This window comes from Actinosynnema sp. CS-041913, assembly GCF_050942485.1.
GTDB lineage: Bacteria > Actinomycetota > Actinomycetes > Mycobacteriales > Pseudonocardiaceae > Actinosynnema.
This window is the reverse complement of sequence record NZ_CP192037.1, coordinates 2,002,201-2,026,960: the sequence shown is the minus strand read 5'-3', so window position 1 is coordinate 2,026,960 and position 24,760 is coordinate 2,002,201. Positions and strand designations below refer to the sequence as shown.

Annotated in this window: 28 protein-coding genes and 1 pseudogene; 13 read left to right on the top strand and 16 right to left on the bottom strand. The window is 71.2% G+C overall.

Annotated elements, in window-relative coordinates; all coding sequences use genetic code 11:
- The 3 genes from ACQPZF_RS10090 to ACQPZF_RS10080 form a co-directional block, all read right to left on the bottom strand.
- The gene (locus ACQPZF_RS10090; RefSeq protein ID WP_433270550.1) at window positions 1-1,338 is read right to left on the bottom strand and encodes an MFS transporter; all 1,338 of its coding nucleotides are present in this window, start codon (window positions 1,336-1,338) and stop codon (window positions 1-3) included.
- 40 nt (window positions 1,339-1,378) lie between these two features.
- On the bottom strand, window positions 1,379-2,143 hold the full coding sequence (locus ACQPZF_RS10085; RefSeq protein WP_433270548.1) for a 3-hydroxybutyrate dehydrogenase: 765 nt from the start codon (window positions 2,141-2,143) through the stop codon (window positions 1,379-1,381).
- Between the two features lie 740 nt (window positions 2,144-2,883).
- Complete coding sequence (locus ACQPZF_RS10080; RefSeq protein ID WP_433270546.1) at window positions 2,884-3,537, bottom strand: TetR/AcrR family transcriptional regulator; 654 nt, start codon at window positions 3,535-3,537, stop codon at window positions 2,884-2,886.
- A gap of 110 nt (window positions 3,538-3,647) precedes the next feature.
- On the opposite strand from ACQPZF_RS10080, the gene ACQPZF_RS10075 reads away from it, so the two are divergent.
- Window positions 3,648-5,156 carry an MFS transporter gene (locus tag ACQPZF_RS10075; protein ID WP_433270544.1) on the top strand — a complete coding sequence of 503 codons (1,509 nt, stop codon included), beginning with the start codon at window positions 3,648-3,650 and terminating at the stop codon, window positions 5,154-5,156.
- 138 nt (window positions 5,157-5,294) lie between these two features.
- On the opposite strand, the gene ACQPZF_RS10070 is transcribed toward ACQPZF_RS10075, so the two are convergent.
- The 6 genes from ACQPZF_RS10070 to ACQPZF_RS10045 all read right to left on the bottom strand — a co-directional run bounded on the left by ACQPZF_RS10070 (window position 5,295) and on the right by ACQPZF_RS10045 (window position 10,545).
- The gene (locus ACQPZF_RS10070; protein WP_433270542.1) at window positions 5,295-6,308 is read right to left on the bottom strand and encodes an LCP family protein; all 1,014 of its coding nucleotides are present in this window, start codon (window positions 6,306-6,308) and stop codon (window positions 5,295-5,297) included.
- Window positions 6,309-6,382: 74 nt separating this feature from the next.
- On the bottom strand, window positions 6,383-6,772 hold the full coding sequence (locus ACQPZF_RS10065) for a DUF3037 domain-containing protein (RefSeq protein WP_433270540.1): 390 nt from the start codon (window positions 6,770-6,772) through the stop codon (window positions 6,383-6,385).
- Window positions 6,756-7,559: a HipA family kinase gene (locus ACQPZF_RS10060; RefSeq protein ID WP_433274510.1), complete on the bottom strand. Its 804-nt coding sequence runs from the start codon at window positions 7,557-7,559 to the stop codon at window positions 6,756-6,758. The genes ACQPZF_RS10065 and ACQPZF_RS10060 overlap by 17 nt, the downstream gene beginning before the upstream one ends.
- Before the next feature lie 123 nt (window positions 7,560-7,682).
- Entirely contained in the window at window positions 7,683-8,411 is a 729-nt protein-coding gene (locus ACQPZF_RS10055; protein WP_433270538.1) for an SGNH/GDSL hydrolase family protein, read from the bottom strand.
- Between the two features lie 66 nt (window positions 8,412-8,477).
- Window positions 8,478-9,530 (bottom strand): lactonase family protein, encoded by a 1,053-nt coding sequence (locus tag ACQPZF_RS10050; protein ID WP_433270536.1) that lies wholly within the window; start codon window positions 9,528-9,530, stop codon window positions 8,478-8,480.
- A 145-nt stretch (window positions 9,531-9,675) separates the two neighbouring features.
- Complete coding sequence (locus ACQPZF_RS10045) at window positions 9,676-10,545, bottom strand: PPK2 family polyphosphate kinase (RefSeq protein WP_433270534.1); 870 nt, start codon at window positions 10,543-10,545, stop codon at window positions 9,676-9,678.
- A 141-nt stretch (window positions 10,546-10,686) separates the two neighbouring features.
- Here ACQPZF_RS10045 and rocD point away from each other — a divergent pair, with 141 nt between their 5' ends.
- Window positions 10,687-11,904: an ornithine--oxo-acid transaminase gene (gene rocD / locus ACQPZF_RS10040; RefSeq protein ID WP_433270532.1), complete on the top strand. Its 1,218-nt coding sequence runs from the start codon at window positions 10,687-10,689 to the stop codon at window positions 11,902-11,904.
- 56 nt (window positions 11,905-11,960) lie between these two features.
- Window positions 11,961-13,334 (top strand): DUF2252 domain-containing protein, encoded by a 1,374-nt coding sequence (locus ACQPZF_RS10035; RefSeq protein ID WP_433270530.1) that lies wholly within the window; start codon window positions 11,961-11,963, stop codon window positions 13,332-13,334.
- Here the strand turns inward: ACQPZF_RS10035 and ACQPZF_RS10030 are convergent.
- From ACQPZF_RS10030 to ACQPZF_RS10020, 3 genes and pseudogenes are all read right to left on the bottom strand, one after another.
- On the bottom strand, window positions 13,300-13,935 hold the full coding sequence (locus ACQPZF_RS10030; protein ID WP_433270528.1) for a hypothetical protein: 636 nt from the start codon (window positions 13,933-13,935) through the stop codon (window positions 13,300-13,302). The genes ACQPZF_RS10035 and ACQPZF_RS10030 overlap by 35 nt on opposite strands.
- An 85-nt stretch (window positions 13,936-14,020) precedes the next feature.
- Window positions 14,021-14,614: an ATP-binding cassette domain-containing protein gene (locus tag ACQPZF_RS10025; protein ID WP_433274508.1), complete on the bottom strand. Its 594-nt coding sequence runs from the start codon at window positions 14,612-14,614 to the stop codon at window positions 14,021-14,023.
- Between the two features lie 516 nt (window positions 14,615-15,130).
- Window positions 15,131-15,532, bottom strand: a pseudogene (locus ACQPZF_RS10020) (ATP-binding cassette domain-containing protein); the annotation flags it as partial.
- A 216-nt stretch (window positions 15,533-15,748) separates the two neighbouring features.
- Between ACQPZF_RS10020 and ACQPZF_RS10015 the strand changes: the two are divergent.
- Complete coding sequence (locus tag ACQPZF_RS10015; RefSeq protein ID WP_433270526.1) at window positions 15,749-16,642, top strand: hypothetical protein; 894 nt, start codon at window positions 15,749-15,751, stop codon at window positions 16,640-16,642.
- 10 nt (window positions 16,643-16,652) lie between these two features.
- Here ACQPZF_RS10015 and ACQPZF_RS10010 read toward each other — a convergent pair whose 3' ends face one another.
- Window positions 16,653-16,895, bottom strand: coding sequence for a DUF3040 domain-containing protein (locus ACQPZF_RS10010; RefSeq protein WP_433270524.1), 243 nt, complete (start codon window positions 16,893-16,895; stop codon window positions 16,653-16,655).
- Between the two features lie 59 nt (window positions 16,896-16,954).
- The gene (gene zapE, locus ACQPZF_RS10005) at window positions 16,955-17,953 is read right to left on the bottom strand and encodes a cell division protein ZapE (protein WP_433270522.1); all 999 of its coding nucleotides are present in this window, start codon (window positions 17,951-17,953) and stop codon (window positions 16,955-16,957) included.
- A gap of 39 nt (window positions 17,954-17,992) precedes the next feature.
- Between zapE and ACQPZF_RS10000 the strand changes: the two genes are divergently transcribed.
- From ACQPZF_RS10000 to ACQPZF_RS09960, 9 genes are all read left to right on the top strand, one after another.
- A complete protein-coding gene (locus ACQPZF_RS10000) occupies window positions 17,993-18,754 on the top strand; it encodes a pyrimidine reductase family protein (protein ID WP_433274506.1) in 762 nt (253 codons plus the stop codon).
- Window positions 18,755-18,915: 161 nt separating this feature from the next.
- A complete protein-coding gene (locus ACQPZF_RS09995) occupies window positions 18,916-19,374 on the top strand; it encodes an Asp23/Gls24 family envelope stress response protein (RefSeq protein WP_433270520.1) in 459 nt (152 codons plus the stop codon).
- Window positions 19,374-19,634 (top strand): hypothetical protein, encoded by a 261-nt coding sequence (locus tag ACQPZF_RS09990; RefSeq protein ID WP_433270518.1) that lies wholly within the window; start codon window positions 19,374-19,376, stop codon window positions 19,632-19,634. The genes ACQPZF_RS09995 and ACQPZF_RS09990 overlap by 1 nt, the downstream gene beginning before the upstream one ends.
- A gap of 299 nt (window positions 19,635-19,933) precedes the next feature.
- Window positions 19,934-20,086, top strand: coding sequence for a hypothetical protein (locus ACQPZF_RS09985; RefSeq protein ID WP_433275002.1), 153 nt, complete (start codon window positions 19,934-19,936; stop codon window positions 20,084-20,086).
- Window positions 20,087-20,169: 83 nt separating this feature from the next.
- On the top strand, window positions 20,170-20,451 hold the full coding sequence (locus tag ACQPZF_RS09980) for an Asp23/Gls24 family envelope stress response protein (protein WP_433270516.1): 282 nt from the start codon (window positions 20,170-20,172) through the stop codon (window positions 20,449-20,451).
- 4 nt (window positions 20,452-20,455) lie between these two features.
- Complete coding sequence (locus tag ACQPZF_RS09975) at window positions 20,456-21,100, top strand: DUF6286 domain-containing protein (RefSeq protein WP_433270514.1); 645 nt, start codon at window positions 20,456-20,458, stop codon at window positions 21,098-21,100.
- Window positions 21,097-21,633, top strand: coding sequence for an alkaline shock response membrane anchor protein AmaP (locus ACQPZF_RS09970; RefSeq protein ID WP_433270512.1), 537 nt, complete (start codon window positions 21,097-21,099; stop codon window positions 21,631-21,633). Before ACQPZF_RS09975 ends, ACQPZF_RS09970 begins: the two co-directional genes overlap by 4 nt.
- 27 nt (window positions 21,634-21,660) lie before the next feature.
- Window positions 21,661-22,734, top strand: coding sequence for an ATP-dependent DNA ligase (locus ACQPZF_RS09965; RefSeq protein WP_433270510.1), 1,074 nt, complete (start codon window positions 21,661-21,663; stop codon window positions 22,732-22,734).
- Between the two features lie 87 nt (window positions 22,735-22,821).
- Entirely contained in the window at window positions 22,822-23,268 is a 447-nt protein-coding gene (locus ACQPZF_RS09960) for a hypothetical protein (RefSeq protein WP_433270508.1), read from the top strand.
- Window positions 23,269-23,377: 109 nt separating this feature from the next.
- Here the strand turns inward: ACQPZF_RS09960 and ACQPZF_RS09955 are convergent, their stop codons facing one another.
- Window positions 23,378-23,815, bottom strand: coding sequence for an iron chaperone (locus ACQPZF_RS09955; RefSeq protein ID WP_433270506.1), 438 nt, complete (start codon window positions 23,813-23,815; stop codon window positions 23,378-23,380).
- A gap of 17 nt (window positions 23,816-23,832) precedes the next feature.
- The gene (locus ACQPZF_RS09950; RefSeq protein WP_433270504.1) at window positions 23,833-24,744 is read right to left on the bottom strand and encodes an EamA family transporter; all 912 of its coding nucleotides are present in this window, start codon (window positions 24,742-24,744) and stop codon (window positions 23,833-23,835) included.
- Window positions 24,745-24,760: the final 16 nt, after the last annotated feature.

Sequence of the window (24,760 nt, the reverse complement as noted above, 5' to 3'; positions counted from 1 at the left end):
TCATGCTGACACCGCGGCCTGCTCGGCGTCGGCCCGGCTCAGCGAGGCGCCCTTGGTCTCCCGTGCCGCGAGCACCGCGACCACCGTCACCACGCACATCGCCAGCACGTACAGCACGATCGGGAACGAGCTGCCGAAGTCCCGCAGCAGGGCGGTCGCGATGATCGGCGCGAGCGCGCCCGCCGCGATCGAGGCGAGCTGGTAGCCGATGGACGCCCCCGAGTAGCGCACCTTCGTGCCGAACAGCTCCGAGAAGAACGCCGCCTGCGGCCCGTACATCGCGCCGTGCAGCACGAGCCCGACCGTGACCGCGAGCGTGATCGGCCAGAACGACTTCGTGTCCAGCAGCCAGAAGAACGGGAACATCCACACCCCGATCCCGACCGCGCCGACCAGGTAGGTGGCGCGGCGGCCGATCCGGTCCGACAGCGCGCCCCACAACGGGATCGTCACCAGGTGCGCGGCCGACGCGATGAGCACCGCGTTGAGACCGGTCGAGCGGGACAGGCCGAGTTCGACGGAGAGGTAGACCAGGATGAACGCCGTGATCACGTAGTAGGAGACGTTCTCCGCCATCCGCGCGCCCATCGCGATCAGCACCTCACGCCGGTGGTCACGCAGCACGGTCACGATCGGCGGCTGCTCCTTGACCTTCACCGCGTCCGCGTCCGCTTTCGCTTGGGCGGCAAGGAAGATCGGCGATTCGGACACGCTGAGCCGGATCCACAGACCCACCAGCACCAGCGCGCCGGACAGCAGGAACGGCACCCGCCAGCCCCACGACAGGAACGCCTCCTCGCTCTGCACGGACGACAGCACCGCCAGCACGGCGGTGGCCAGCAGGTTGCCCATCGGCGCACCGGCCTGCGGCCACGACGCCCAGAACCCGCGCCGTTCCGCACTGCCGTGCTCCGACACGATGAGCACCGCGCCACCCCACTCGCCGCCCAACGCGAAACCCTGCACCAGCCGCAGGAACGTCAGCAGCAACGGCGCGCCCACACCGATAGCGGCATACGTGGGCAGCAACCCCATCGCGAACGTCGCGCCGCCCATCAGGACCAGGCTCAGCACGAGCAGTTTCTTGCGCCCCAACTTGTCGCCGTAATGCCCGAACACCAGACCGCCGAGCGGCCGGGCGAGAAAGCCGACGGCGTAGGTGAGGAATGCGAGCAACGTGCCGGTCAACGCGTCTTCGGTGGGGAAGAACAACTTGTTGAACACGATCGCGGCAGCCGACCCGTAGAGGAAAAAGTCATACCATTCGATCGTCGTGCCGACCAGACTGCCTATGACGACTTTGGCGAATCCCCGCCGGGGCGGGGCGGTGTTGGACATGGCGGATCACCACTTCATCGGGAGTGTGTTTCCGGAGGTTTTACTGGGCGGTCCAGCCGCCGTCGACCGTGAACGTGGAACCGGTGATGTGCCGGGCGTGGTCGCCGCACAGCCAGCGGACCAGTTCCGCCACCTCCCGCGGTTCGACCAGTTCTTTGATCGCGTGCCGGGCGAGCAGGACGTCGGTCAGCACGCGCCGCGGTTCCAGGCCGTGCGCGCGCGCCTGACCTTCGACCTGGTTCTCGACCAACGGCGTGCGGACGTAGCCGGGACTGACGCAGTTGCTGGTCACCCCGCGCTCCGCGCCTTCCAACGCGATGACCTTGCTCAGCCCTTCCAACCCGTGCTTGGCGGCGACGTAGGCGGACTTGAACGCACTGGCCCGTTGCCCATGCACGCTGGAGACGTTCACGACCCGCCCCCAACCCTGCCGGTACATGTGCGGCAGGACGTGCCGGACCAGCAGGAACGGCGCGGTCACCATGACCTGCTGGAGCAACGCGAACTTGTCGGGCGGGAACTCGTGGAGCGGAGCCACGTGCTGAAGACCCGCGTTGTTGACCAGGATGTCGACCCCGACGGGCAACGCCCGAGCCGGCTCCGCCTCGGCGAGGTCCACGACATGCGCCGTGCCACCGACCTCCTCGGCCACCCCGACAACCACTTCATCCCGATCGACCAGGTGCACCTCCACACCCACCTCGACCAACGCCACCACACAGGCCCGCCCGATACCGCTGCCCGCGCCGGTGACCAGAGCGGTACGACCGGAAAGGCCTGCACTGTGACCGGCGACACTGTTCATAGGCGACAACGCTAGGTGCCGAACGCGCAGCCCGCCCATGGCAGAAGGTCACACAACCTGCGGGTATGGCATGTGTTTAGCCGACAGTTAGCGACACACCCCTGCACTTCGTGGATACCGGGTGAAGTCATGGCCCGATCATGAGTAGGCTGCTTTGGTCCAATCGGGGGACGAACCAGACTGTGGGGGTTACCAAGTGTCACTCACGCCGATCTACGACGACCTGCTGCGAGAGTTCGAAGGCATCATCGAGGCCAGCGCCAACATCGAGGCGGACGAGCCCGAGCCCACGGACGCCGACACCGAGGCCTGAGGCACACACCCACGCGCAAGCCATGGCGCGCGACGCGCTCTTCGCAGTGGCGCGCGCAGCCGCGCACACCTCCCGGTGGGCTGCGTGTCATCCCCGTATGGCCTGCCCGCAGGGAACCGCGCTTGTCCAGGGAGCGCAAGCACGCTTTTCGCTTGCGCTCCCTGGACAAGGGTGGTGGTCTTTGACCAGGCCATACGGGGATGACACGACGCCCTGGCACTGGTGATCATCCTTGGCGGCCTGCCAGTCCGGCGAGGACGCTTGTAGCTTGTGGTCTTGAAGCGATCGCGACCGCTCTTCACCTAAAAGATCTAAACGTTGACAACCTGTACCGTGATGACGTCCCCGCCGGAACGCGAAATCATCCACCCCGAGGACACGCATCCACAACCGATCGGCTCATCCCGGCGCAACTCCGAACCGGGTCTCAACTCCCGCCCGAGCGCAGTGAGCTTAACGCCAACTCCACGAACCGCTTCGATTCTTCGGCTTCGCGGCCCGGCGAGTTGGCCACCACGCCGGCATTTGCTTTCAAGATCAGCAGCACGTCATCGAAGGTGACGTCGTTCCGCAGTTTTCCGGCTGTTTTCGCGGGTTCCGCCAGAGCTGTGAACACCGGCTCGACCACGTCGCGCACACCTGCTGCCGTCACTGAGGCCAGGACCTGGGCCAGCGCCCCGGCCAGGCCCGGTTCGCTCGCCTGGTGTGCACAGCAGGCGCGGATCGGCGTGGCGAAGGCATCCCACGGGTCGTCCACGGAGTCGCCACCCCGGCCAGCGAGCCCGCCACCCCGGCCAGCGAGCCCGCCACCCCCGCCGTCGGGCTCGCCAGCCCGGCCGCCAACCTCGCCACCACGCCAGGCAAGCTCACCGATTCCGGCAAGCTGTTCGCCGACCACCTCGCGGATCAACGACTCCTTCGTCGGGAATCGGCGCTGTGCGGTGGCGAAACCGACACCCGCACGGCGGGCGATCTCCGCCATCGACACGCTCGTTCCCTCGGTCGCGAACGCCTGTCTCGCCGCTTGCACGACCCGGTCCCGGTTGAGCTGGGCGTCCGCCCGCAGCTCCACTGCTCGCATCACACCACCCATCGTCCGGTCCCCAGGATAGGTCCGCCCCAGCGCGACCGGTGCTACGCTCGCGCCATAAGTGGTGAGACCTCTCCAGTTAGCCGAGGGAACGGTGACCCGTGACGACCGACAGCGTGACGACCGACAGCGTGACGACCAACAGCGTGACGACCAACAGCGTGACGAGACACCGGTGGTGGGCGCTGGGCATCCTGGCGCTCGCCCAGTTGACCGACGTCATGGACGTCACCATCATCAACATCGCCCTGCCGCGCGCCCAGGCCGACCTCGGCTTTTCAGACCTGCAGCGGCAGTGGATCGTGACCGCCTACGCACTCAGCTTCGGCGCGCTGCTACTCACCGGCGGACGGCTCGCCGACCGGTTCGGCGCACGGCGCACGCTGCTCGTCGGGCTGGTCGGCTTCGCGGCTGCCTCGGTGGTCGGCGGCCTGGCGCAGAACTTCACCGTTCTGGTGACCGGGCGGGCGTTCCAAGGCGCGTCCGGCGCGTTGCTCGCACCAGCGGTTCTCTCGCTGCTCAACCAAATCTTCACCAAGCCCGCGGAGCGGCGGCGGGCGTTCGCGGTCTTCGGCGCCGTCACCGGGGCGGGCGGCGCGGTCGGGCTCGTGCTCGGCGGGGTGCTCACCGAGCACCTGAACTGGCGGTGGGGCATGTACGTCAATGTGCCGATCGTGGCCGTGGTGCTGATCGCAAGCGTTTTCCTGCTGCGCAGCACGAAACCGAGCGATCCGGTGCCGGTGAACCTGTCCAGCGCGGTGGTCGCGGCGGTCGGCCTCGGGCTGCTCGTGTACGGCTTCGACCACGCCGGCAGTGCCGGCTGGGGCGACGCCGGCGCGCTCACCCTGATCGGCGCCGGGGTTGTCGCGACCACGCTGTTCGTGCTGATACAAGCGAGGTCGTCCGCCCCGCTGCTGCCGCTGCGCATCGTCGCCGACCGGAAACGCGGCGCCGCGCTCGTTGCCGTCGCGCTTACTCCGGTCGCGATGTTCTCGATGTTTCTATTCATCGTCTACTACCTGCAGCAGGTCCTCGGCTTCTCCCCGCTGCAAAGCGGCGTGTCGTTCCTGCCGCTGCTGGGTGGGGTGGTCGTCGGCGCGGTGACCGCGTCGGCGAAACCGTTCACGCGCATTCCGGCCGCGGCGGCATTCGCAGCGGCTGCGCTCGTCGGCGCTTTCGGGCTCGCGTGGCTGACCTTGCTCCCCGATTACGGCAGGTACTGGCCGCACATCGGACCGGGCCTGATCATCGCCGGGCTCGGCGTCGGGGTGATCCTTGCGCTGGCGACCAACATGGCCACGGCAGGCGTCGCCGAGCGGGACACAGGGGTGGCGTCCGCGCTGGTCAGCGCGTTGCCGCAGATCGGCGGCGCACTAGGCGTGGCACTGCTGAACGCCATCGCCGCAGAAACCACCACGAGCCGCCTTCACGCGATCGATCGGCCGACGCAGCAAGACGTCCTGAGCGCGACCGTCAGCGGGTTCACGAACGCATTCTTCACCGGCGCCATGATCCTCGTCGCCGTCGGGATCATCGCGGCGTTCCTCTTGCTCCGCACCAAAAAAGCCGAGGACGCGCCCGTCCTGGCCACCGCGACGAAAGAAGGCTGACCACCAATGCGTGCCGCCCTCCACCACCGTTGCGGATGACCGCCCCGCGTGCCCTACTTTGTGCTCCCGCAAGCTTCGAGTCGGCGTGCTCGCGCAAGCCTCGGTCGGGCGTGCGGCGCTCGTGCGGGCCGGTGGTTACTACTTCGGTTGTTCCAGCAGGTCGGCCGGTACCGGCTCGTCCTTCTCCAGGGCTCCGAAGAGGCGTAGGGCGTTGGCGCGGTCCCACTGCACGACGGAGCCCGCGCCCGGCACGGTGGGCGTGCCACCGACGGGCACGGTGACGTTGTCCACGCCTCCGCCCATGCCGAACGCCATGCCGGCCAGGTTGTGCAGGTGGTCGTCATCGTCCACGGAGATCGAATCGGTGGCGGCGAACAGCAACGGGAAGGCTCGGAACGGGTTCGCGAGGGTGCCGAGGCTGGTTGCCTTGTCGGACAGCGCCGACAGGAATTCCCGCTGGTTCTGCACGCGTTGCAGGTCGGCCGTCGCGAAGGCTCGGGAACGGACGAAGCCGAGGGCCTTTGCGCCGTCCAGCTCCTGGCAGCCCGGTTTGAGGTCGAGGCCCGCCAGCGGGTCGTTCATCGGTTCCTTGATGCACATGTCGACGCCGCCCACCGCGTCCACGATGCCGGCGAAGCCGCCGAAGCCGATCTCCATGTAGTGGTCGATGCGCAAACCGGTCGCGCCCTCCACGGTCTGCACCAGCAACGGGGCGCCGCCGAACGCGAAGGCTGCGTTGATCTTGTTCTTGCCGTTGCCCGGGATGTCCACATAAGAGTCACGGGGGACGCTCACCAGCGTCGACTTCCCTGACCCGTCCGGGATGTGCAGGATCATGATGGTGTCGGTGCGCCGGCCGCCCGCGTCCCCTGTGGACAGGTTGGCCTTCTGCTCCTCGGTCAGGTCGTCGCGCGCGTCCGAGCCGACCAGCAGCCAGTTCGTGCCCGGCGTGTCGGCCGGGCGGCCCTCGTAGTCCGGCAGGGCGGCGCTGCGGCGCAGGGACGAGTCGACGTAGACCCACAAGCCGATCGTGAAGGCCAGCAGCAGCACCAGGACCACGACGATGATGCGGCCGACTTTCGGCTTGCGGCGCTTGGGCGCGGGCCGGTAGCCGGCCTGCCGCTGGTATCCCTGGTGGTAGCCGGCGCTCATGTCAGCGACCCCGATCCCTGTGTTGGCTTGCGTCTCGCACCTAAGGACGCGGTGTGCGCCGCGAGGTTGCCAGCCTAGTGGTCGGGTGGCAGGACGAGCGTCCGCAGGAGGTGTTCCAGGGACGCCTCCGGGTCGTCGGTCAGGCCGGTGTGCGCGGGTGAGGTCTGGATGATCGTGCTGCGCGGCGCGGTCAGCCAGCGGAAGCGCTGGCCGGGTGACGTCTTCGACACCGGGCCCGCCTGCGGTGCGCCGTCGCAGGACACGCCGAGGTGCTCCAGGTTCGCCTTGAGCAGTTCGACGTCCAGGAACGGGTCCAACGCGCGCAGGCGCGGCTCGTCGACGTGTACGCGGGCCCCGAGGTAGTCCAGTGGCGCGCAGTAGACGAGCACGCCGACGTTGACGAACTCCCCCCGCTCCTGCCTGGGCACGGCGCGCAGCAGCGCGTACTCAAACACGTGCGGCACGGGCGGCCTCCAGGGCGTCCACCCAGGCGCGCGGCTGGGCGAGGCGGGTCGCGAAGAACTGCTGATAGGCGTCGCGGACCCTATCGGGCGTGCCGAACGCCTCGTCCTGGGCGAGCCACTCGTCGGGCACCAGCGCCAGGACCTCGCCCACGAGTTCCGGGGTGACGAGGGCGGACAGCTCGGCGTCCACCTCGGCCAACGGGCCCGCGAACGGCGTCATCAGGTGGTCGGCCGCGTCGAACCGGTAGGTCGCGGCGGGGAACCGCTCCGGGTTCCACGAGTGGTGGAAGTACAGCGCGGCGCCGTGGTCGATCAGCCACAGCTCGCGGTGCCACAGCAGGGTGTTCGGGTTGCGCCAGCTCCGGTCCACGTTGAGCGTCAGCGCGTCCAGCCACAGCAGGCGGGTGGCGGTCCCGACGGACGGCTCGCGCACCACGGGGTTGTAGTCGAACGAGCCGGGCAGGTAGTCCAGCCCCAGGTTGACGCCGCCGCTGGCGCGCAGCAGCTCCTGCACCTCCTGGTCGGGCTCGGCCCGCGCCAGCTCCGGGTCCAGGTCGACCAGGACGATCTCGGGCACCCGGAAGCCCAGCCGGCGGGCCAGCTCGCCGACCACGATCTCGGCGATCAGCGCCTTCACGCCCTGGCCCGCGCCGCGGAACTTGAGCACGTACATGCCGAGGTCGTCGGCTTCGACCAGGCCCGGCAGGGAGCCGCCCTCCCGGAACGGGGTGACGTAGCGGGTGGCCGCGACCGTGCGCAGCCCGTTCGTGGCATTCACGCCGGGCATCATGGCCGGTCGCGGCCGACTACCGCCAACGGGTTACCCGCCTGGTCGCACACCGTGCCGTCCACGCCCCGTTCGAACCGGGTGCGGCGAGACCGCCGGCCTGCTCGTCGGCAAGTCGCGGACCTACGCGGTGGCCCTCGTCAAGGCCGGCAGGTAGCCGTGCCGGTGACCGGCGGCGTTGGGGTGGTAGGAGTAGTCCACCGGCAAGGTCAGATCGTTGATCCACGGGTCGTCGGAGCACACGCCGTGCTCCGCGAACTGGCCACGCACGTCGGCGAACGTGAAGCCGGCCGCCTCCGCGCGGGCCCGCAGCACCTCGTCCAGCAGGTCGGCGGCCCGGTTCAGCGCCGCGCGCTTGTCCTCGCTCAGCACGCACGCCCCCTCCGGGGCGAACAGGTGCGGGTAGCCCAGCACCACGACGTGCGCGGACGTCCGGTCGCGCACCGCCGCGTTCAGCGCGTCCAGCCGACCGGGCAGCTCGTCCCGGACGAACCGCTCCGACTCCCCGACCCGCCGCTCGCAGGCCCGGTCGCTCCTGAGCACGCAAGTGGTGATCACGTCGGTGAAGCCCGCGTCGTTGCCGCCCACGGTGATCGTGACCAGCGAGGTCCGCCGGGTGATCCGCTCGGCCTGCCGTTCGACCTCGGCCGTCTCCGCCCCGGCGCAGGCCGCGAACACCAGGGCCAGCCCGCGCGACTCGGCGTAGAGCCTGGGATGGGCGGCGGGGCTGCGCCCGCAGGACTCCCGTTCCGCGCCGAGGCCCGCCGCGTAGGAGTCGCCCAGAGCGACGTACTCCGGTGCGGCGGGCGCCGGCACGAGGGCCACCAACATCACTGCTGCCAACAGGTTCATGTCGCACTGCGTACCACTGTGGACGGTGACCGGCCGGAAAGTCACCCCATGGTACGGAAGTTGACCCTACAGAGCGACACACACCGGGATCGGTGACGGGAACGTGCTCGTGAGCTTGAGCCGCCCGGTCACCCGGTCCACCCCGAACGTGGTCACCGTGTTGGAGTTCTGGTTGGCCGCGAACAGCAGCCGCCCGGTGGGGTCGAGCGCGATGTGCCGGGGGAACTCGCCGCCCACCGGAGTGGCCTCCAGCAAGCGCAGCGACCCGCCGCCCTGCTCCACCGCGAACACCGCCACGCTGTCGTGGCCCCGGTTGGACAGGTAGGCGAACCGGCCGTCCGCCGACACCACCACCTCGGCCGGGTAGTTGCGCGGCTTCGTCGGCGCGCCGGCGGGCAGCGTGTCGAGCTTCCCGACCGGCGTGAGCACGCCGCCCGCGTAGGACGCGACCACCACCGTGGAGTCCAGCTCGTTCGCGATGTAGGCGAACCGCCCGGACGGGTGGAACGCCAGGTGCCGGGGCCCCGCGCCGGGGTGCAGCCGGGCCGCCGCGACGCGGGTCAGCTTGCCCTCGTCGTCGAGCCGGTAGCTGAACACGGCGTCCGCGCCCAGGTCGACGGCCAGCAGGAACTCGCCGGCCGGGTCGGCCAGCACCTGGTGCGCGTGCGGGCCCTCCTGCCGGTCCGGGTCGGGGCCGGAGCCCTCGTGCCGCGCCAGGTCGGTGCGCGGTCCGAGGCCGCCGTCCGGCCGGACCGGGTGCACGGACACGCTCCCCGAGCTGTAGTTCGCGGCCAGCACGTGCCCGCGGTGCAGCACCAGGTGGCACGGGTCCGCACCCCCGGTGCTCTGCGTGTTGACCACCTTCGGCACGCCGTCCGCGCCCACGGCGAGCGCGGTGACGGTGCCCTTCGACTGCTCGTTGACCGCGTAGACCCGCCGTCCCGCGGTGATCACGAACGAGGGGTTCGGCACGCCCTTGACCACACCGGTCGACCGCAGCCGGCCGGTGGCCGCGTCGTAAACGGCGAGCCCGAGGCCGGGGCCGCCGCCCGGCCAGGTGGTGTAGGTGCCCAGATAGACGCGGGCCTCCGCGCGTGCCTCGGCGACACCTTCGGTCATCAGCAACCCCGCTCCAACGCCCACGGCCCCCAGGAACCGTCGCCTGTCCACTGTCACGCCAGACCTCCGCTCCACCGTGCCCGCGGCGAGTCCCACAGTGGACTAGACCACTCCGGGAGGGCAATAGGTGCAACGAAGATTGCGTCTAGCGCAACGGGTCATCCTCCTGGAGGCGAGCCAATTCGACCAGTGGATCGTACGAGGGCGCGGGGTAGACCGGGGCGACGTCCCGCAACGTCTCCAGCAGCACCCGGGCGACGGCCCAGTTCCGGTACCACTTCCGGTCGGCCGGGATGGCGTACCAGGGCGCGTCGGGGGTCGAGCACTTCACCAGAGCGTCTTGATAGGCCAGCAGGTACTGGGAGAACTTCGCCCGCACGTCGATGTCGTGCGGGTTGTACTTCCACTGCTTGGCCGGGTTCCGGAGCCGTGCGACCAGGCGCTCCTTCTGCTTCTCCGGCGAGATGTGCAGGAAGCACTTCGCGATCGTCACGCCGCTCGCGGCCAGCTCCGCCTCGAACTCGTTGATCAGCCGGTACCGGCGGCGCCACTCGGCCGCGGGCACCAGCTCGTCCACCCGGCCGACCAGCACGTCCTCGTAGTGTGAACGGTCGAACACGCCGATCCGGCCCGGCTCGGGCACCTGGCGGCGGATCCGCCACAGGAAGTCGTGCCGCAGCTCGGCGCGGGTCGGCTTCTTGAACGAGGCGATGTGCAGGCCCTGCGGGTTCACCTGGCCCGCGACGTGCCGGATCGTGCCGCCCTTGCCCGAGGTGTCCAGGCCTTGGAGCACCAGCAGCACGCGCCGCCGCCCGCCGCCGGAGCCCTCCGCGTAGAGGGCTTCCTGGAGTTCGTCCAGCTCCGCGCCCACCTCGGCCATGTCCGCCGCGGCGCCGGCCTTGGACTTCGGGCCGACGGGGGTGGCGGCCGGGTCGAGTCCGGCGATCTCGAACGTCCCGGGCGTCACCCGGAAGATGTCCCGGACCGACTGGACCTGCGCGGACTTCTTCGCCATCGTCGGACTCTAACGGCGGGGCGCCCGGTCCGCCGGGTGCGCAACGGATCGCCGGGCGGAGGTCGAACTGCGCAACGAACAAGCCGAATGCGCAACACCTCACGGATGAAATCGCTGGCCCAAGCCCTTTAGCCTGGTGACATGACCGCCATCGCCGCTCCCACCACCGGGCAGTTCATCGCGCTAGACGAGCAGTGGAGCACGCACAACTACCACCCGCTGCCGGTCGTGATCTCCCACGGCGAGGGTGCGTGGGTGACCGACGTTGAGGGACGCCGGTACCTGGACTTCCTGTCCGGCTACTCGTCCCTCAACTTCGGGCACCGGCACCCCGACCTGGTGGCCGCCGCGGTGGAGCAGCTCGGCCGGGTGACGTTGACCAGCCGCGCGTTCCACCACGACCAGTTCGGCCTGTTCTGCCGGGAACTGGCGGAACTCACCGGCACCGAGATGGTGCTGGCGATGAACTCCGGCGCGGAGGCCGTCGAGTCCGCGATCAAGGTCGCCCGCAAGTGGGCCTACCGGGTGAAGGGCGTGCCGGAGGGGACCGCCGAGATCGTGGTGGCCGGCTCGAACTTCCACGGCCGGACGACGACCATCGTGTCGTTCTCCACCGACGAGACGGCCCGCGCCGACTTCGGGCCGTTCACGCCGGGCTTCCGGGTGGTGAAGTACGGCGACCTGGACGCGGTGCGGGACGCGATCACCCCGCACACCGCCGCCGTGCTCATCGAGCCCATCCAAGGCGAGGCAGGCGTCGTCGTGCCGCCCGCGGGCTACCTGGCGGGCATCCGGGCCCTGTGCGACGAGCACGACGCGCTGCTCATCGCCGACGAGATCCAGTCCGGCCTGGGGCGGACCGGCGACCTGCTGGCGCTGGACCACGAGGGCGTGCGCGCCGATCTGTACACCCTGGGCAAGGCCCTGGGCGGCGGCATCATGCCGGTGTCGGCGGTGGTCGGCAGCCGCGCGGTGCTGGGCGTGCTGAAGCCCGGTGAGCACGGCTCGACGTTCGGCGGCAACCCGCTGGCGTGCGCGATCGGACGCGCGGTGGTGCGGCTGCTGGCGACCGGCGAGTTCCAGCGGCGGTCCCGCGAACTCGGCGCGCACCTGCACGCGAAGCTGGGCGAACTCGTCGGGCACGGGGTGGCCGAGGTGCGCGGGCGGGGCCTGTGGGCCGGCGTGGAGATCGCGCCCGGCGGCCCGCGCGGACGTGAGGCGTCCGAGGCGCTGGCCCGGCTGGGTGTGCTCTGCAAGGAGACCCAGGACACCACCCTGCGCATCGCGCCGCCGCTCGTCATCACCGAGGCGGAACTCGACCAGGGCATCGCGGCCATCGCGCAGGTGCTCAAGCACTGAATTAAATTGCGTCGGCTCCGCCGCCGCGGCGACCTCGCGCGTGCATCATTCCGGGTATGGGTGAACACAGACGGGCCGAGGCGGCAGTCGCGCTGGGGCGGTGGACCGAGCCGGAGGAAGTGCTGGCTCAGGGACGGGCGCTTCGGTCGGCCGTCGGGCACGAGGCTCATCGGAGGATGACGCTCGCGCCCGACCGTCCCTCGGTCGTGCGGTTCGTCGAGGCGTCCAACGAGGGCCGGCTGCCCGAGCTGGTGCCGCTGCGCGTCGGGCGGATGCTGGCGTCGCCGTTCGCGTTCTTCCGGGGCAGTGCCGGGTTGATGGCGGGCGATCTCGCCGTCGGGGCGCGCAGCGGGCTGGACGCGCAGCTCTGCGGGGACGCCCACGCGGCCAACTTCGGCCTCTACGGCACGTCCGAGGGCCAGATCGTGATGGACATCAACGACTTCGACGAGACGCTGCCCGGCCCGTGGGAGTGGGACCTCAAGCGGCTCGTCACGTCGCTGGTCCTCGCCGGCCGGGAAGGCGGGGTGTCGGAGAAGGGCTGCCGGGACGCGGCGTCGGACGCCGTGCGGGCCTACCGGGACGCGGCGCGGCACCTGGCCGAACTGCCGTTCCTGGAGTCGTGGACCGCGCTCGGCGACGAGTCGGTGCTGTCCAAGAGCAAGGCCGACGACCTGTTGGACGACTTCGCCAAGGCCGCGTCCAAGGCGCGCAAGAACACCAGCGCGAAGGTCGCCGCCAAGTGGACCCGCCGGGAGGGCGAGCACTGGCGGTTCATCGCCGATCCGCCGGTGCTGACCCGCATCCCGGACGCCGAGGCGCGGGCCGTGGCCGACGCGCTGCCGTCCTATGTGGACACCCTGCGGGAGTCCCGCTACAACCTGATCATGCGCTACGGCGTGTCCGATGTGGCCTTCCGGGTGGTCGGCACCGGCAGCGTGGGGCTGCGCAACTACCTGGTCCTGTTGCACGGCAACGGGGACGAGGCGTTGATCCTCCAGGTCAAGGAAGCGCGGCGGTCGGCGCTGGCGCCGTTCCTGGACGTCCCGGACGCCAGGCACGAGGGCAAGCGGATCGTGCACGGCGCGCGGCTGGTGCAGGCCGAGACGGACATCCTGCTGGGCTGGACGACCATCGGGGACCGGCACTACATCGTGCGCCAGTTCCGCAACCGCAAGGGCGAGATCGACGCGACCACGCTCAAGCGGGACGACCTGGACGACTACGGCCGGTTCGCGGGCGCGCTGCTGGCGCGGGCGCACTCCCGGTCGGTCGACCCCCGGCTGCTGGCCGGGTACTGCGCGGACGGCGACGGGCTGGACGAGGCGTTCACCCGGTACGCGGTCGACTACGCCGACCGGACCGCCGCCGACCACGAGGAGCTGGCCGAGGCGGTCAAGTCCGGGCGGCTGCCCGCGCTTGTCGAATAGCGCCCGCCGCGACCAGGAACAGCACCACGGCGTTGAGCGCGTGCCAGGCGTGGTGGGTGCCGCTCGGCCAGACCCCGCACAGGGGCTGGTCGAGCGTGCGCAACGTCAGCGACACCACGAAAATTCCGGCGGCCCAGGCGAGTTCGCGCCACGGCTGCCGGCGCGCCGCCGCGACGACCGCCACCACGACCAGCGCCAGCCACGGCGCGAGGTACCCGCCGGAACCGCCCGGGATCAGGCCCGCCGGCGGTGACGTGACGAGCGCGAGCACCGCGAACGCCGGGACCGCGAGCCACGCGACGAGCCATCGCGCGCCCAGGAACCAGTGCGCGAACACCACCAGGTACCAGAGCACGAACGCGGCGATGAAGCCCACGTCCAGGGCGCTGGTGAGCCTCGTCGCGACCGTGTGGAAGCTCAGGCTGCCCAGGCCGACCAGCGCGAGCAGCACCGGCAACGCCCGGAGGCTCCTCGGTCCCGGCCGGTGCCGGCACCACAGCAGCGCGGCGGCGACCAGGAAGGCGAGGTTGCTGACGGCGTTGAGCGGCTCGGCCCAGAAGCCCGCCGACAGGCGCTCGCAGTACGCGTCCACGTGGTCCACGGCGGCAGTTCTACCCCGCGCGGGTTAACGGTCCAGGCGAGCGCCGGGGTCCACCGGCAGGCGGGGTTTCGACGCGGGGCCGCCGCTACCGCGCCCGCCGCACCCGCTGCTCGTCCCACACCGGCTCGTCCACCTCCACCACCTCGCCGTCCGACCGGAACAGCAGGAACCGGTCGAACGTGCGGGCGAACCAGCGGTCGTGGGTCACCGCGACCACGGTGCCGGTGAAGCCGGCCAGCGCGTCCTGCAACGCCTCCGCCGAGTTCAGGTCCAGGTTGTCGGTCGGCTCGTCCAGCAGCAGCAGGGTCGCGCCGGACAGTTCCAGCAGCAGCACCTGGAACCGGGCCTGCTGGCCGCCGGACAGCGTCTCGAACCGCTGGTCACCGCCGCGGGCCAGGCCGTACCGGTCGAGCACCGCCATCGCCGCGCCCCGGTCCTTGCCCGACCGGCCGTCGTCGCCGTGCCACAGGATGTCCACCAGGGTCCGGCCGATCCACTCCGGGTGCTGGTGGGTCTGCGCGAACAGCCCCGGCACGACCCGCGCGCCCAGCCGCCACGAGCCGGTGTGCGCGACCTCGCCGCCGCCGAGCAGGCGCAGGAAGTGGCTCTTGCCCGACCCGTTCGAGCCGAGCACGGCCACCCGGTCCTCGAAGAAGATCTCCGTGTCGAACGGCTTCATCAGACCGGTCAGCTCCAGCCCGGCGCAGGTGATCGCCCGCACGCCGGTCCGGCCGCCGCGCAGCCGGGGCGCGACCTTCTCGTCGGTCGGCAGCTCCGGCGGCGGGCCGGCCGCCTCGTACCGCTCCAGCCTGGCCCGCATCACCCGGTACTTGGCGGCCATCACCTCGCTGATCTTCGCCTGGACCTGCAACGTCCGGACGAGTTCGCGGAGCCGCTCGTGCTCCTCGTTCCAGCGGCGGTGCAGTTCGGCGAGCCGTTCGATCCGCGCGGCGCGGGCGGCGTGCCAGGTGCCGAACGACCCGCTGTGCGTCCACGCCGAGTGCGCCTCCACGGTCACCACGTGCGTCGCGGCCACGTTGAGCAGCTCGCGGTCGTGGCTGACCAGCAGCACCCCCTTGCCGGTGTCGGCGAGCCGTTCCTCCAGCCACCGCTTGCCCGGCACGTCCAGGTAGTTGTCCGGCTCGTCCAGCAGCAGCACCTGCTCCGGGCCGCGCAGCAGCGCCTCCAGCACCAGCCGCTTCTGCTCGCCGCCGGACAGCGTCCGCACCTCGCGGAACCGGGCCCGGTCGAACGGCACGCCCAGCGCCGCCACGGTCACCGTGTCCCACAGCACCTCGGCGTCGTAGCCGCCCGCCTCGCCCCAGTCCGCCAGGGCGTCGGCGTACCGGAGCTGGGTCGGCTCGTCGTCGGTCTCCATCAGCGCCAGCTCGACCGCGTCCAGCTCCCCCGCCGCGTCCCGCAGCGGCTTCGGCGACGCCGCGAGCAGCAGGTCCCGGACCGTGCTCGCGTCCCGCACCGAGCCCACGAACTGCGGCATCACCCCCAGGCCGCCTTGGACCCGCACACTGCCCGCGGCGGGCGTCAGCTCGCCGGACAGGATGCGCAGCAGGGTCGTCTTGCCCACGCCGTTCGCGCCGACCAGCGCCACCACCGCGCCCGAGCCGACCTTGAACGACACATCGCGGAACAGCTCGCGCCCGTCCGGCAGGCGGAAGGCGAGGCCGTTCGCGTCCAGGAATCCCACACCGCGCATGGTCGCCTGGACACGCACCGTCACGCCAACGGGTTTCGCGTATCAGCTTGCCCCTCGAACCACTCCTAGAAGCACGGGACACCATTCTGGGGAGGGCCGATGGCCACGATCGAGTCGGCGCGGTTGGTCGCGGCGCAGCTAGGAGTGCTCGTCACGGTGGGCGCGCTGCCGTTCCCCGACGACAGCGTCCGGCTGTCCGGCGCGCCGGTGCCGGTGCTCGACAAAGCCGGCCGGGTGGCGCTGTGGCGGCACGCGGCGGGCTCCGGGTACGTGGACGTCGCCGCCCGGCCGTGCCTGGGCGCCCCGCTGGTGGCGGTCGTGCCGGAGGGATCGGCCGACGCGCCGCCCCGCGTCGTGACGCGGCCCGTGGTGTCGGACGCGGCGCGGATCGCGAACGAGGAGCGCTACCGGCAGCGCGTGCAGGACCTGACGCACCTGGCGCAGGTGCTCAAGGTGACCGAGCCGGTGGTGCGGCGGTTCGACCGGGCGCTGGTCGAAGAGGTGCTGAGACCCAGGGTCGACACGATGGCGCTGCCGCTGTGCGGGCGGCCGTTCCGGCAGGAGACCGAGGCGTGGGCGGTGGCGGCGTGCGCGCAGGTGGTGCTCGACTTCTACCGCTACCGGTACGACCAGGAGCGGCTGGCCGAGGAACTGGGGCTGGGCACCGAGGACTCGCCGATCGCGGACGGCGGGCACGACGTGGCGCTGGTGCTGGAGACGTTGACCGGCAAGGCGCTGACGGCGGAGACGACCGCGCCGACGTTCGCCGAGTACCGGTCGGAGGTGCGGGAGCAGCGGCCGTCGATCAGTTTCGTGCCGGGCCACGCGCGGGTGGTCACCGGGTACACGCGGATGAGTTCGCTGCGGCTGATCGGGGCCAGCTTCGCCGGGCTGCTCGTGCAGGACCCGTGGGAGGGCGGCGCGCGCTGGGAGAACTACGACGCGACCACGTGCGTCGGCACGTGCACCGCGCGGGTCGGTCTGGTGCCCTGAGGCGCCGGCCTCAGCGGAGGGTGAACCCGCGCAGCATCAGCGTGATCGCGGCGCAACCGAACGACGCCAGCGCCGGCCCGAGCGAGCCGAGCACGATCAACAGCAGGCCGAGCGCGCCGAAGGTGGCTGCCAGCGCGTGCGACCGGACGGGGTGGCGAGGGCGACCGGCGACCAGCGCGTTGGCCAGTGCAGGCTCCTCCACGGCGAGTCTGTGCTCTATCTCGTTGAGCGTCCGACGCTCCGCATCGCTCATCACGGGGCTTGGATACCCTGCCGAAACCCCTCAAAACCAGCGCGGACGGGCGTCCGGGGCTACCTCGAAAGGGCAACCAGCCGGGACACCGCGCGCAGGTACTTCTTGCGGTACCCGCCCCGCAGCATCTCGTCGGTGAACAGCCCCGACAACGCCTCGCCGGACACCGCCACCGGGATGTCGCGGTCGTAGAGCCGGTCGCCCAGCGCGACCAGCCGCAAAGCCACCGCCTGGTCCGGCGCGGGCCGCACGCCCCGCAGGTGCACGGCCGTGACGCCGTCCACCAGCCGCCCGTACCGCGACGGGTGCAGCTCGGCCAGCCGCGCGCACAGCTCGGTGAAGTCGTCCAGCGTCGCGCCCGGCGTGCTGTCCGCCTTCGCGGTCAGCTCCTCGTCGGACATCGGGTCCGGCGCGGCCGGCAGACCCCGGTGCCGGTAGTCCGGGCCGTCCACCCGCACCACGGTGAACTTCGCCGCCATGGACTGGATCTCGCGCAGGAAGTCCGCCGCCGCGAACCGCCCCTCCCCCAGCTTGTCCGGCAGCGTGTTCGAGGTCGCGGCGATCGCCACGCCCGCCGCGGCCAGCTCCTTGATCAGCCGGGTCACCAGCATGGTGTCGCCGGGGTCGTCCAGCTCGAACTCGTCGATGGCGAGCAGCTTGTGGCCGGACAGCCGCCGCACCGTCTCGGCGAAACCCAGCGCGCCCACCAGGTTCGTCAGCTCCACGAACGTCCCGTACGCCTTCGGGCCGGGCACGGCGTGCCAGATCGAGGCGAGCAGGTGCGTCTTGCCGACGCCGAACCCGCCGTCCAGGTAGCAGCCCGGCTTGCCCTCGTCGGCCTTCCGGAACAGCGACCCGAACCAGCCCTTGGGGCCCTCCGACACCCGTTCGGCGAACAGCTTGCACGCCTCCACGGCGGCGGCCTGGCTCGGCTCGTCCGGGTTCGGCAGGTAGGTGGCGAACCGGACACCGTCGAAGCGCGGCGGCGGGACCATCGCCCCGACCAGTTCGTCCGCGTCGACGCGGGGGTCGCGGTCGGACAGGCGCGGGGCTGACATGCCCGCAGCGTAACGGCGTGCTGGGATGGGCAGGTGCAGATGTTGTGGCCGCCACCCTCCCCCTCCCCGGACCCGGCGACCGGGATCACCGACGCCGAGCTGGAACGGCTCTACGACTACCCCTCCGGACTGGACCGGCCCTGGGTGCAGGTCAACTTCGTGTCCAGCGTGGACGGTGCGGTCACCGTCGGCGGGAAGTCCCGCGGCCTGGGCAACCCGGCGGACAAGAAGGTCTTCGGGCTGGGCCGCGACCTGGCCGACGTGGTGCTGGTCGGCGCGGGGACGGCGCTGATCGAGGGCTACCAGGGGATCAAGGCGGGTGAGGTGCGGCGGGAACGCCGTGCGCGGCTCGGCCTGGCGGAGGTGCCGCCGATCGCGGTCGTGACCGCACGGTGCTCGATCGAGCCCACGTCGCCACTGCTGACCGACACGTCCGTGCCGCCCATCATCCTCACCACGTCCTCCGCGCCCGTCTCGCGGCGGGACGCCCTCGCCGCGGCGGGTGCGGACGTCGTCGTGGCCGGGGAGGACGCGGTCGACCTGCGCGCGGCGTTGCGGGCACTGGACTCGCGCGGGCTGCGGCGCGTCGACTGCGAAGGCGGGCCGACGCTGTTCGGCGCGCTCATCGCCGACGACCTGGTGGACGTGCTGTGCGTGACGTTCGCACCTCTGCTCACGGGCGGCGACGCGGGACGGATCGCGGTCGGCCCGCTGCCGGCCGCCCCTCGTGACCTGGAACTGGCGTCGATTCTGCGGTACGAGAGCGCGTTGCTGCTGAGGTACGTGCGGGCGGGCGCGTGACTCTGCCGGAGGCCGCGGTGCGCGGGGACACCGTTCGACGCTCATCGGTGACCAGCTTGCCAGGCCCTTAGTGACCCCGGTCACATTGCCGTGATGATCCGGACACGGTCCGCATCCGAACCTGTGCAGAACGACCCAGGATCCGGATCCGGGAGGACCCCATGGCGCAGCCCACAGCCGCCCCCACCAAGTCGGGCACGACGAACGTCCCGGCCCGCCTGGCCGACGACACGGCCCAGGGCAAGACCACCATCGCGTCGTCGGTGGTCCAGAAGGTAGCGGGCATCGCGGCCCGCGAAATCTCCGGCGTGCACGCGCTGGGCGGCGGGGTGTCCCGGGCGTTCGGCGCGCTGCGCGAGCGGATCCCGGGCGCCGGCACGTCCACGACGTCCGGCGTGAGCGTCGAGGTCGGCGAGAAGCAGGCGGCGATCGACCTGGACATCGTGGTCGAGTACGGGGCGGGCATCGTCGACCTGGCACGGGCCGTGCGGCGCAACGTGATCACCGCGGTGGAGCGCATCACCGGCCTGGAGGTCATCGAGGTGAACATCGCGGTCAACGACATCCACCTGCCCGAGGACGACGAGGACCAGGAGCCGGCTCAGTCCCGAGTCGAGTGATGCACCCGGCGGAGGAACTGGAAGCGGCGCTGCTCGCCCACCCGTCGGTGGCCCGCCTCGACGGCCGCTACGCGTCGTACCTGCCGGGCCGGCGGGTGGTGGGCGTGCGGACGGAGGACGAGCGCGTGGGCGTGGCGGTCGTCCTGCACCCTGGCCGCCCGATCCCCGAGGTGGTCCGTGAACTGCGGGCGACCGTCACGGCCTTGACCGGCGACCTGCCGGTGGACGTGGTGGTGGCGGACTGGGAGGAGGAGCCGTGACTACGCGAGCACGCGAGCCACCACGGACCACGCGAGCCACCGCGCACGCACGCAAGTGTTGGTGTTGGGGTGCGCTGGGTGGGGCCTTGTGGCCGGGTGCGCAAGCTTCGCCGGGAGTGCCGCGCTCCTTGTTTCCGGCAACGAAATTTTCTTCCGAATAGTGCCCGGAATGCGCCACATTCGCCCGATCGAGCGATCAGGGCGGTTGAGCGCGCGGTGGCTGGTCGAGTGTCGGTCCGGCGGAGCCTGATCTAGGAGTCTTGGGAGTGCTTGGCATGAATGGAACTCAGACTGGGTTGTTGGCGGGGCTTGTGCTTGGCCTGGCTGCCACCGGCGGTTTCACCGCGTTTCTCGTCACCCTCGCGGTCGGGGTTATCGGGTTGGTGGTTGGGCGGGTGTTGGATGGCGAGCTTGACCTGCATGACCTCATCGGGCGGGGGCGGGACAAGTGACCGGGGCCGTGGTCGAGCGGGAGCGGGGGCAAGGGCAGGAACGGGATGGGGAGCAGCGTGACGGCATTGGTGACCGTGGCGGGTTGGAGATTCACCCCTCCGTGGTCAGGAAGGTCGCCGCTCACGCGGTCGACCTGGTGCCGACGGCTGTCCCCGGCGCCTCGGTGAAGATCCGGGGCGAGGAGCACGACATCGAGGTCGCGGTGAAAGTCGCCCTCCACTACCCCGCCCCCATCCGGACCGCGGCGGCCGACGTGCGGCGCACGGTCACCGACGAGGTCGAACGCATCACCGGCTACCGGGTGTTGGACGTCACCGTCACGGTGTCCGGGCTGCGTCCCCCACCTCGACCACGAGTGGAGTGAAGCCGTGCGCGTGTTGTTGCGTCTGCTGTCCCCGTTCCTCGGTCTGGCCGTGGCCGGCATCGGGGTGTTGCTGATCGCCGAGGTCGCCTGGCAGTCGGCGGGCCGGGGTCATCTCATCCCCGGTGCGGTGACCGACCTGCCCGGGCTGTCCTGGACCGACGACCGGGTCCGGGTGCCTGCTCTGATCACCGCCATCGCCGGCCTGCTGTTGCTGGTCATCGCCCTGACCGCGCGACGCAGGTTCGTCCGCCTCCACGCACCGGGGGACGGGATCGTCGTCACGACCTCCGCGACCGCCGTGGCGCGGGTCGTCGGTCACCGGGTTCGCCAGGAGGAGGGCGTGAGCGGCGCGTCGGTCACCGCGTCCAGGCGCAAGGTTCACGTCCGCGCCACCAGCCGACTGCACGACGAGGCCACGCTCCGACCCCGGCTGATGGAGGTCGTCGGCGAGACGGTGCGGCGACTGCCGATCGCGAACCGGCCCAAGGTGTCGGTGGTCGTCCACTCGCCGAAGGATCGACCGAAAGACCGACCCGCGAAACGATCCGAAGACCCACCCGCGAAACGATCCGAAGACCCACCCGCCAAACGACCGGAAGACCGGCCCGTGGACCGGTCGAGCGAACGACCGGACGGGGACCGTCGATGATCGCCCGCTCCTACCGCACCGAACGGCTCTGCGCGGCCGTCCTCGGCACGGTCGCCCTGCTCGTCGGCGGCGGCGCGCTCGCCCTGAACCTCTACCGCGTGGACCGCCCGGTGCTCGACCCGGCGGTCCTGGACTGGGTGCGCGGCCACCTCCTCCCGACCCGGGTCGGCGTGATCGTGCTCGGCCTCCTCCTGCTCGTGGTCGGGTTGCGCTGGGCGTGGCGGGCCGTCACCCCCGAGAAGCACCCCGACCTGGACTTGGAGGACGGTCTCGTGGTCACGTCCGACGCGTTGGCGGACGCCGTGAAGGCCGACGCCGAGCGGGTGAACGGGGTGACGTCGGCGAACGTCAAGGTGATCGGCGAGCCCGCGCTGCGGATGAAGCTGACCCTGCGGCAGGGCGCGGACCTGCGGGCGGTGTGGCAGGACCTCGACGGGGTGTTGGGTCGGGCGCGGGAGGCGCTGGGGGTGTCGGTGCTGCCGACCGCCGTGCGCCTCGACTTGGCGGCGCGTGCGCGGCATCGCGTGCGTTGACGGGGTTCACCAGGCAGGATGGCCCGCGTGGCGCTTCCGCTGAACCCTCCCGTGCAGCCGATGCTGGCGAACGCGGTGGACGAGATCCCGACCGGCCCGGACTGGGTGTTCGAGCCGAAGTGGGACGGTTATCGCTGTCTGGTGTTCCGCGACGGCGACGAGCTGTTCCTCCAGTCCCGCAGCGGCAAACCGCTCAACCGGTACTTCCCGGAGGCGGTGGCCGCGCTGCTGCGGACCTTGCCGGACCGGGTCGTGGTGGACGGCGAGCTGGTGGTGGCGAAGGACGACAAGCTGGACTTCGACGCCCTGTCCGAGCGCATCCACCCCGCCGCGAGCCGCGTGCGGCTGCTGTCGGAGCAGACGCCCGCGAGTTTCGTGGCGTTCGACCTGCTGGCGGTGGGCGACGAGGTGTTGTTGGACGAGGCGTGCGTGAAACGCCGGGAGCGGCTGGAAGGCCTGGTCACGCCCGGTGACTCGCTCTACCTGACGCCGGCCACGACGGACGGCGCGCTGGCGTTGCAGTGGTTCGAGCTGTTCGAGGGCGCGGGGCTGGACGGGGTGATCGGCAAGCCCGCGTCCGCCGGGTACACGCCGGGCAAGCGCACCATGGTCAAGGTGAAGCACGCGCGCACCGCCGAGTGCGTGGTCGCGGGTCTGCGCTGGCACAAGGACACCGAGCCGGGCACGGCCGTCGGGTCGCTGCTGCTGGGCCTGCACGACGACCGGGGCGTGCTGCACCACGTGGGTGTGGTCGGATCGTTAAAGGCGGCCGAGCGGCGGGCGCTGGCGGAGGAGCTGAGCGGCCTGATCACCGACGGCGAGCACCCGTGGCTGGTGGAGCCGGACGGCCGCCGGCTGCCCGGTGAGATCAACCGGTGGCGGGGCAAGCAGGCCGAGTGGGTGCCGCTGCGCCCGGAGCGCGTGCTGGAGATCGCCTACACGCAGACCGAGGGCGGGGCTCCGGTGCGGCTGCGGCACAACGGGCAGTTCCGCCGCTGGCGGCCGGACCGCGACCCGGAGTCGTGCCGGTACGACCAGCTCGACCAGCCGGCGCGCTACGACGTGGAGTCGGTCCTGCGCGGCGAGGTGCGCCCGGCCTGACCGCGGGGACCGGTCGCCCGGCCGTGTCGGAATCGTGTGCCGAAAGTTGCCACGCGGCACCCGGCCGATCGCGTACCGTGACGGGTCGTGGCGGATGTCGATGCGCTCGTCCAGGAGTTAGACGCCCGGATGCTCCGCGACTGCGAGCGGCTGACGTATTGGCGGCAGGTGCACCGCAGCACGGGCGTCCTGTACACGATAGTGCTGATCTTCGTGCCCGCCACGCTCGCGGTCGGGTTCACGTCGTCGGAGACCCCGTTGGGCAAGGCGCTGCTGCTCGCCACGGCGGTGGTGGGCGGCCTCAACGTGACGTTCAAGCCCTACGTGCACAGCCAGAAGCGGCGGACGGACATCAACACCATGCGGCGGCTGCGGGACCAGTTCCGGGGCGAGGTCGCGAAGGGCGGCGACGTGATAGCCGTCTACGAGAAGTACTCGGCGCAGTACGCGGCCATCTTCGACGCGCGCGGCCGGGAGCTGATCGACGGGCGCCTCGGGACGGACGATCCCAAGCCCGACCTGCCCGCAGCCTGAGCAGACCGACCCGAGCAGGCCGACCCGAGCAGACCGACTCTGAGCGGCACAAACCCGGGCAGCCCGAACTGAGCGGCCTGGGTTCGGGCAGCGCTGGGTTCGGGCAGCGCTAGGTTCGGGCGGCGCTGGCCTTGGCCACGAACTCGTCCACCGGCCGGCGGGCGACCTCGCGGCCGATGACGTCCAGCGGCAGGTCGTCCAGGCGCTTGAACCGCACGCAGCTCTTGCCCATGTCCAGCTTCCGCCCGGTCGCCTCGAACGCCGCGCGGAACTCCTGTTCGTGTTCGCCGTACACGCCCATCAGGTACAGCGACAGGTGGTTCTTCTGCGACGCCAGCGACACGTACGCGAGCGGCTGCCCGTTGTAGGTCTTGCCGGACCGGCTCAGCGGCACCGAGTAGGTGATCATCCCCCACGCCATGCCCTCGTCGTAGCCGGGCGGCAGGTTCGCCAGGATCACGTCCCGCACCGCCGCCACCACGGCCCGCCGGTCCGCCGGCAACTCCGCCAGGTACTCCTCGACCGTCGCCGCGTCGCTCCGTGCCACCACAACCTCCAGCCGGGCTAGACCTCCGGACGTGCGCTCCGCGTGGCCCCGACCGAGGCGAGGACGACGCAGCACACCGCGACCCATTGTGCGGGACGCAACGCCTCGTGCAGCAGGATCAGCCCGGCGACCGCCGCGACCGCCGGCTCCAGGCTCATCAGAATCCCGAACACCCGCGGCGGGATGCGCCGCAGCGCCTCCAGTTCCAGCGAGTACGGGACCACCGACGACAGCAGCGCCACCGCCAACCCGGCGATCAGCACCACCGGGTCGAGCAGCGCCGCGCCGGCGTCGGCCACCCCGAACGGCAGGGCGACCAGCGCGCCGAACACCATCGCCAGCGCCAGCCCCTTGCCGTCGGACGTGCGGTTGCCCAGCGCGGCGGCCAGCAGGATGTACGCGGCCCAGCACACGGCGGCGGCCAGCGCGAACAGCACGCCGGTCAACTCCAGCCCGCCGTCGGCCCTGGTCAGCAGCAGCACGCCGACCGCGGCGAGCAACGCCCACAGCCCGTCCAGCCAGCGCCGCGAGCCCAGCACCGCCACCGCCAGCGGCCCGAGGAACTCGATGGTGACCGCCGCGCCCAGCGGGATGCGCTCGATGGCCTGGTAGAAGGTCAGGTTCATGACGCCGAGCACCAGCCCGTAGCCGGCGACGACGAGCAGCGTGCGCCGGTCCATTCGGAACGAAGGCCGCCACACGACCAGCAGCACGACGGCGGCCAGCACCAGCCGCAGCGTCACCGTGCCCGCCGAGCCCGCCATCGTGAACAACTGTTTCGCCACCGCCGCGCCGACCTGGACGCTGACCACGCCGAGCAGCACGAGCGCCGGCGGCGGGATCGCGCCGAACGCCCGTGCCACGGCGGCGAACGGCCCGACCTGGGGAACCCTCCGCTCGGGGATGCCTTCCACGTGCACTGTGACCACGGCGACCATCCTCCCC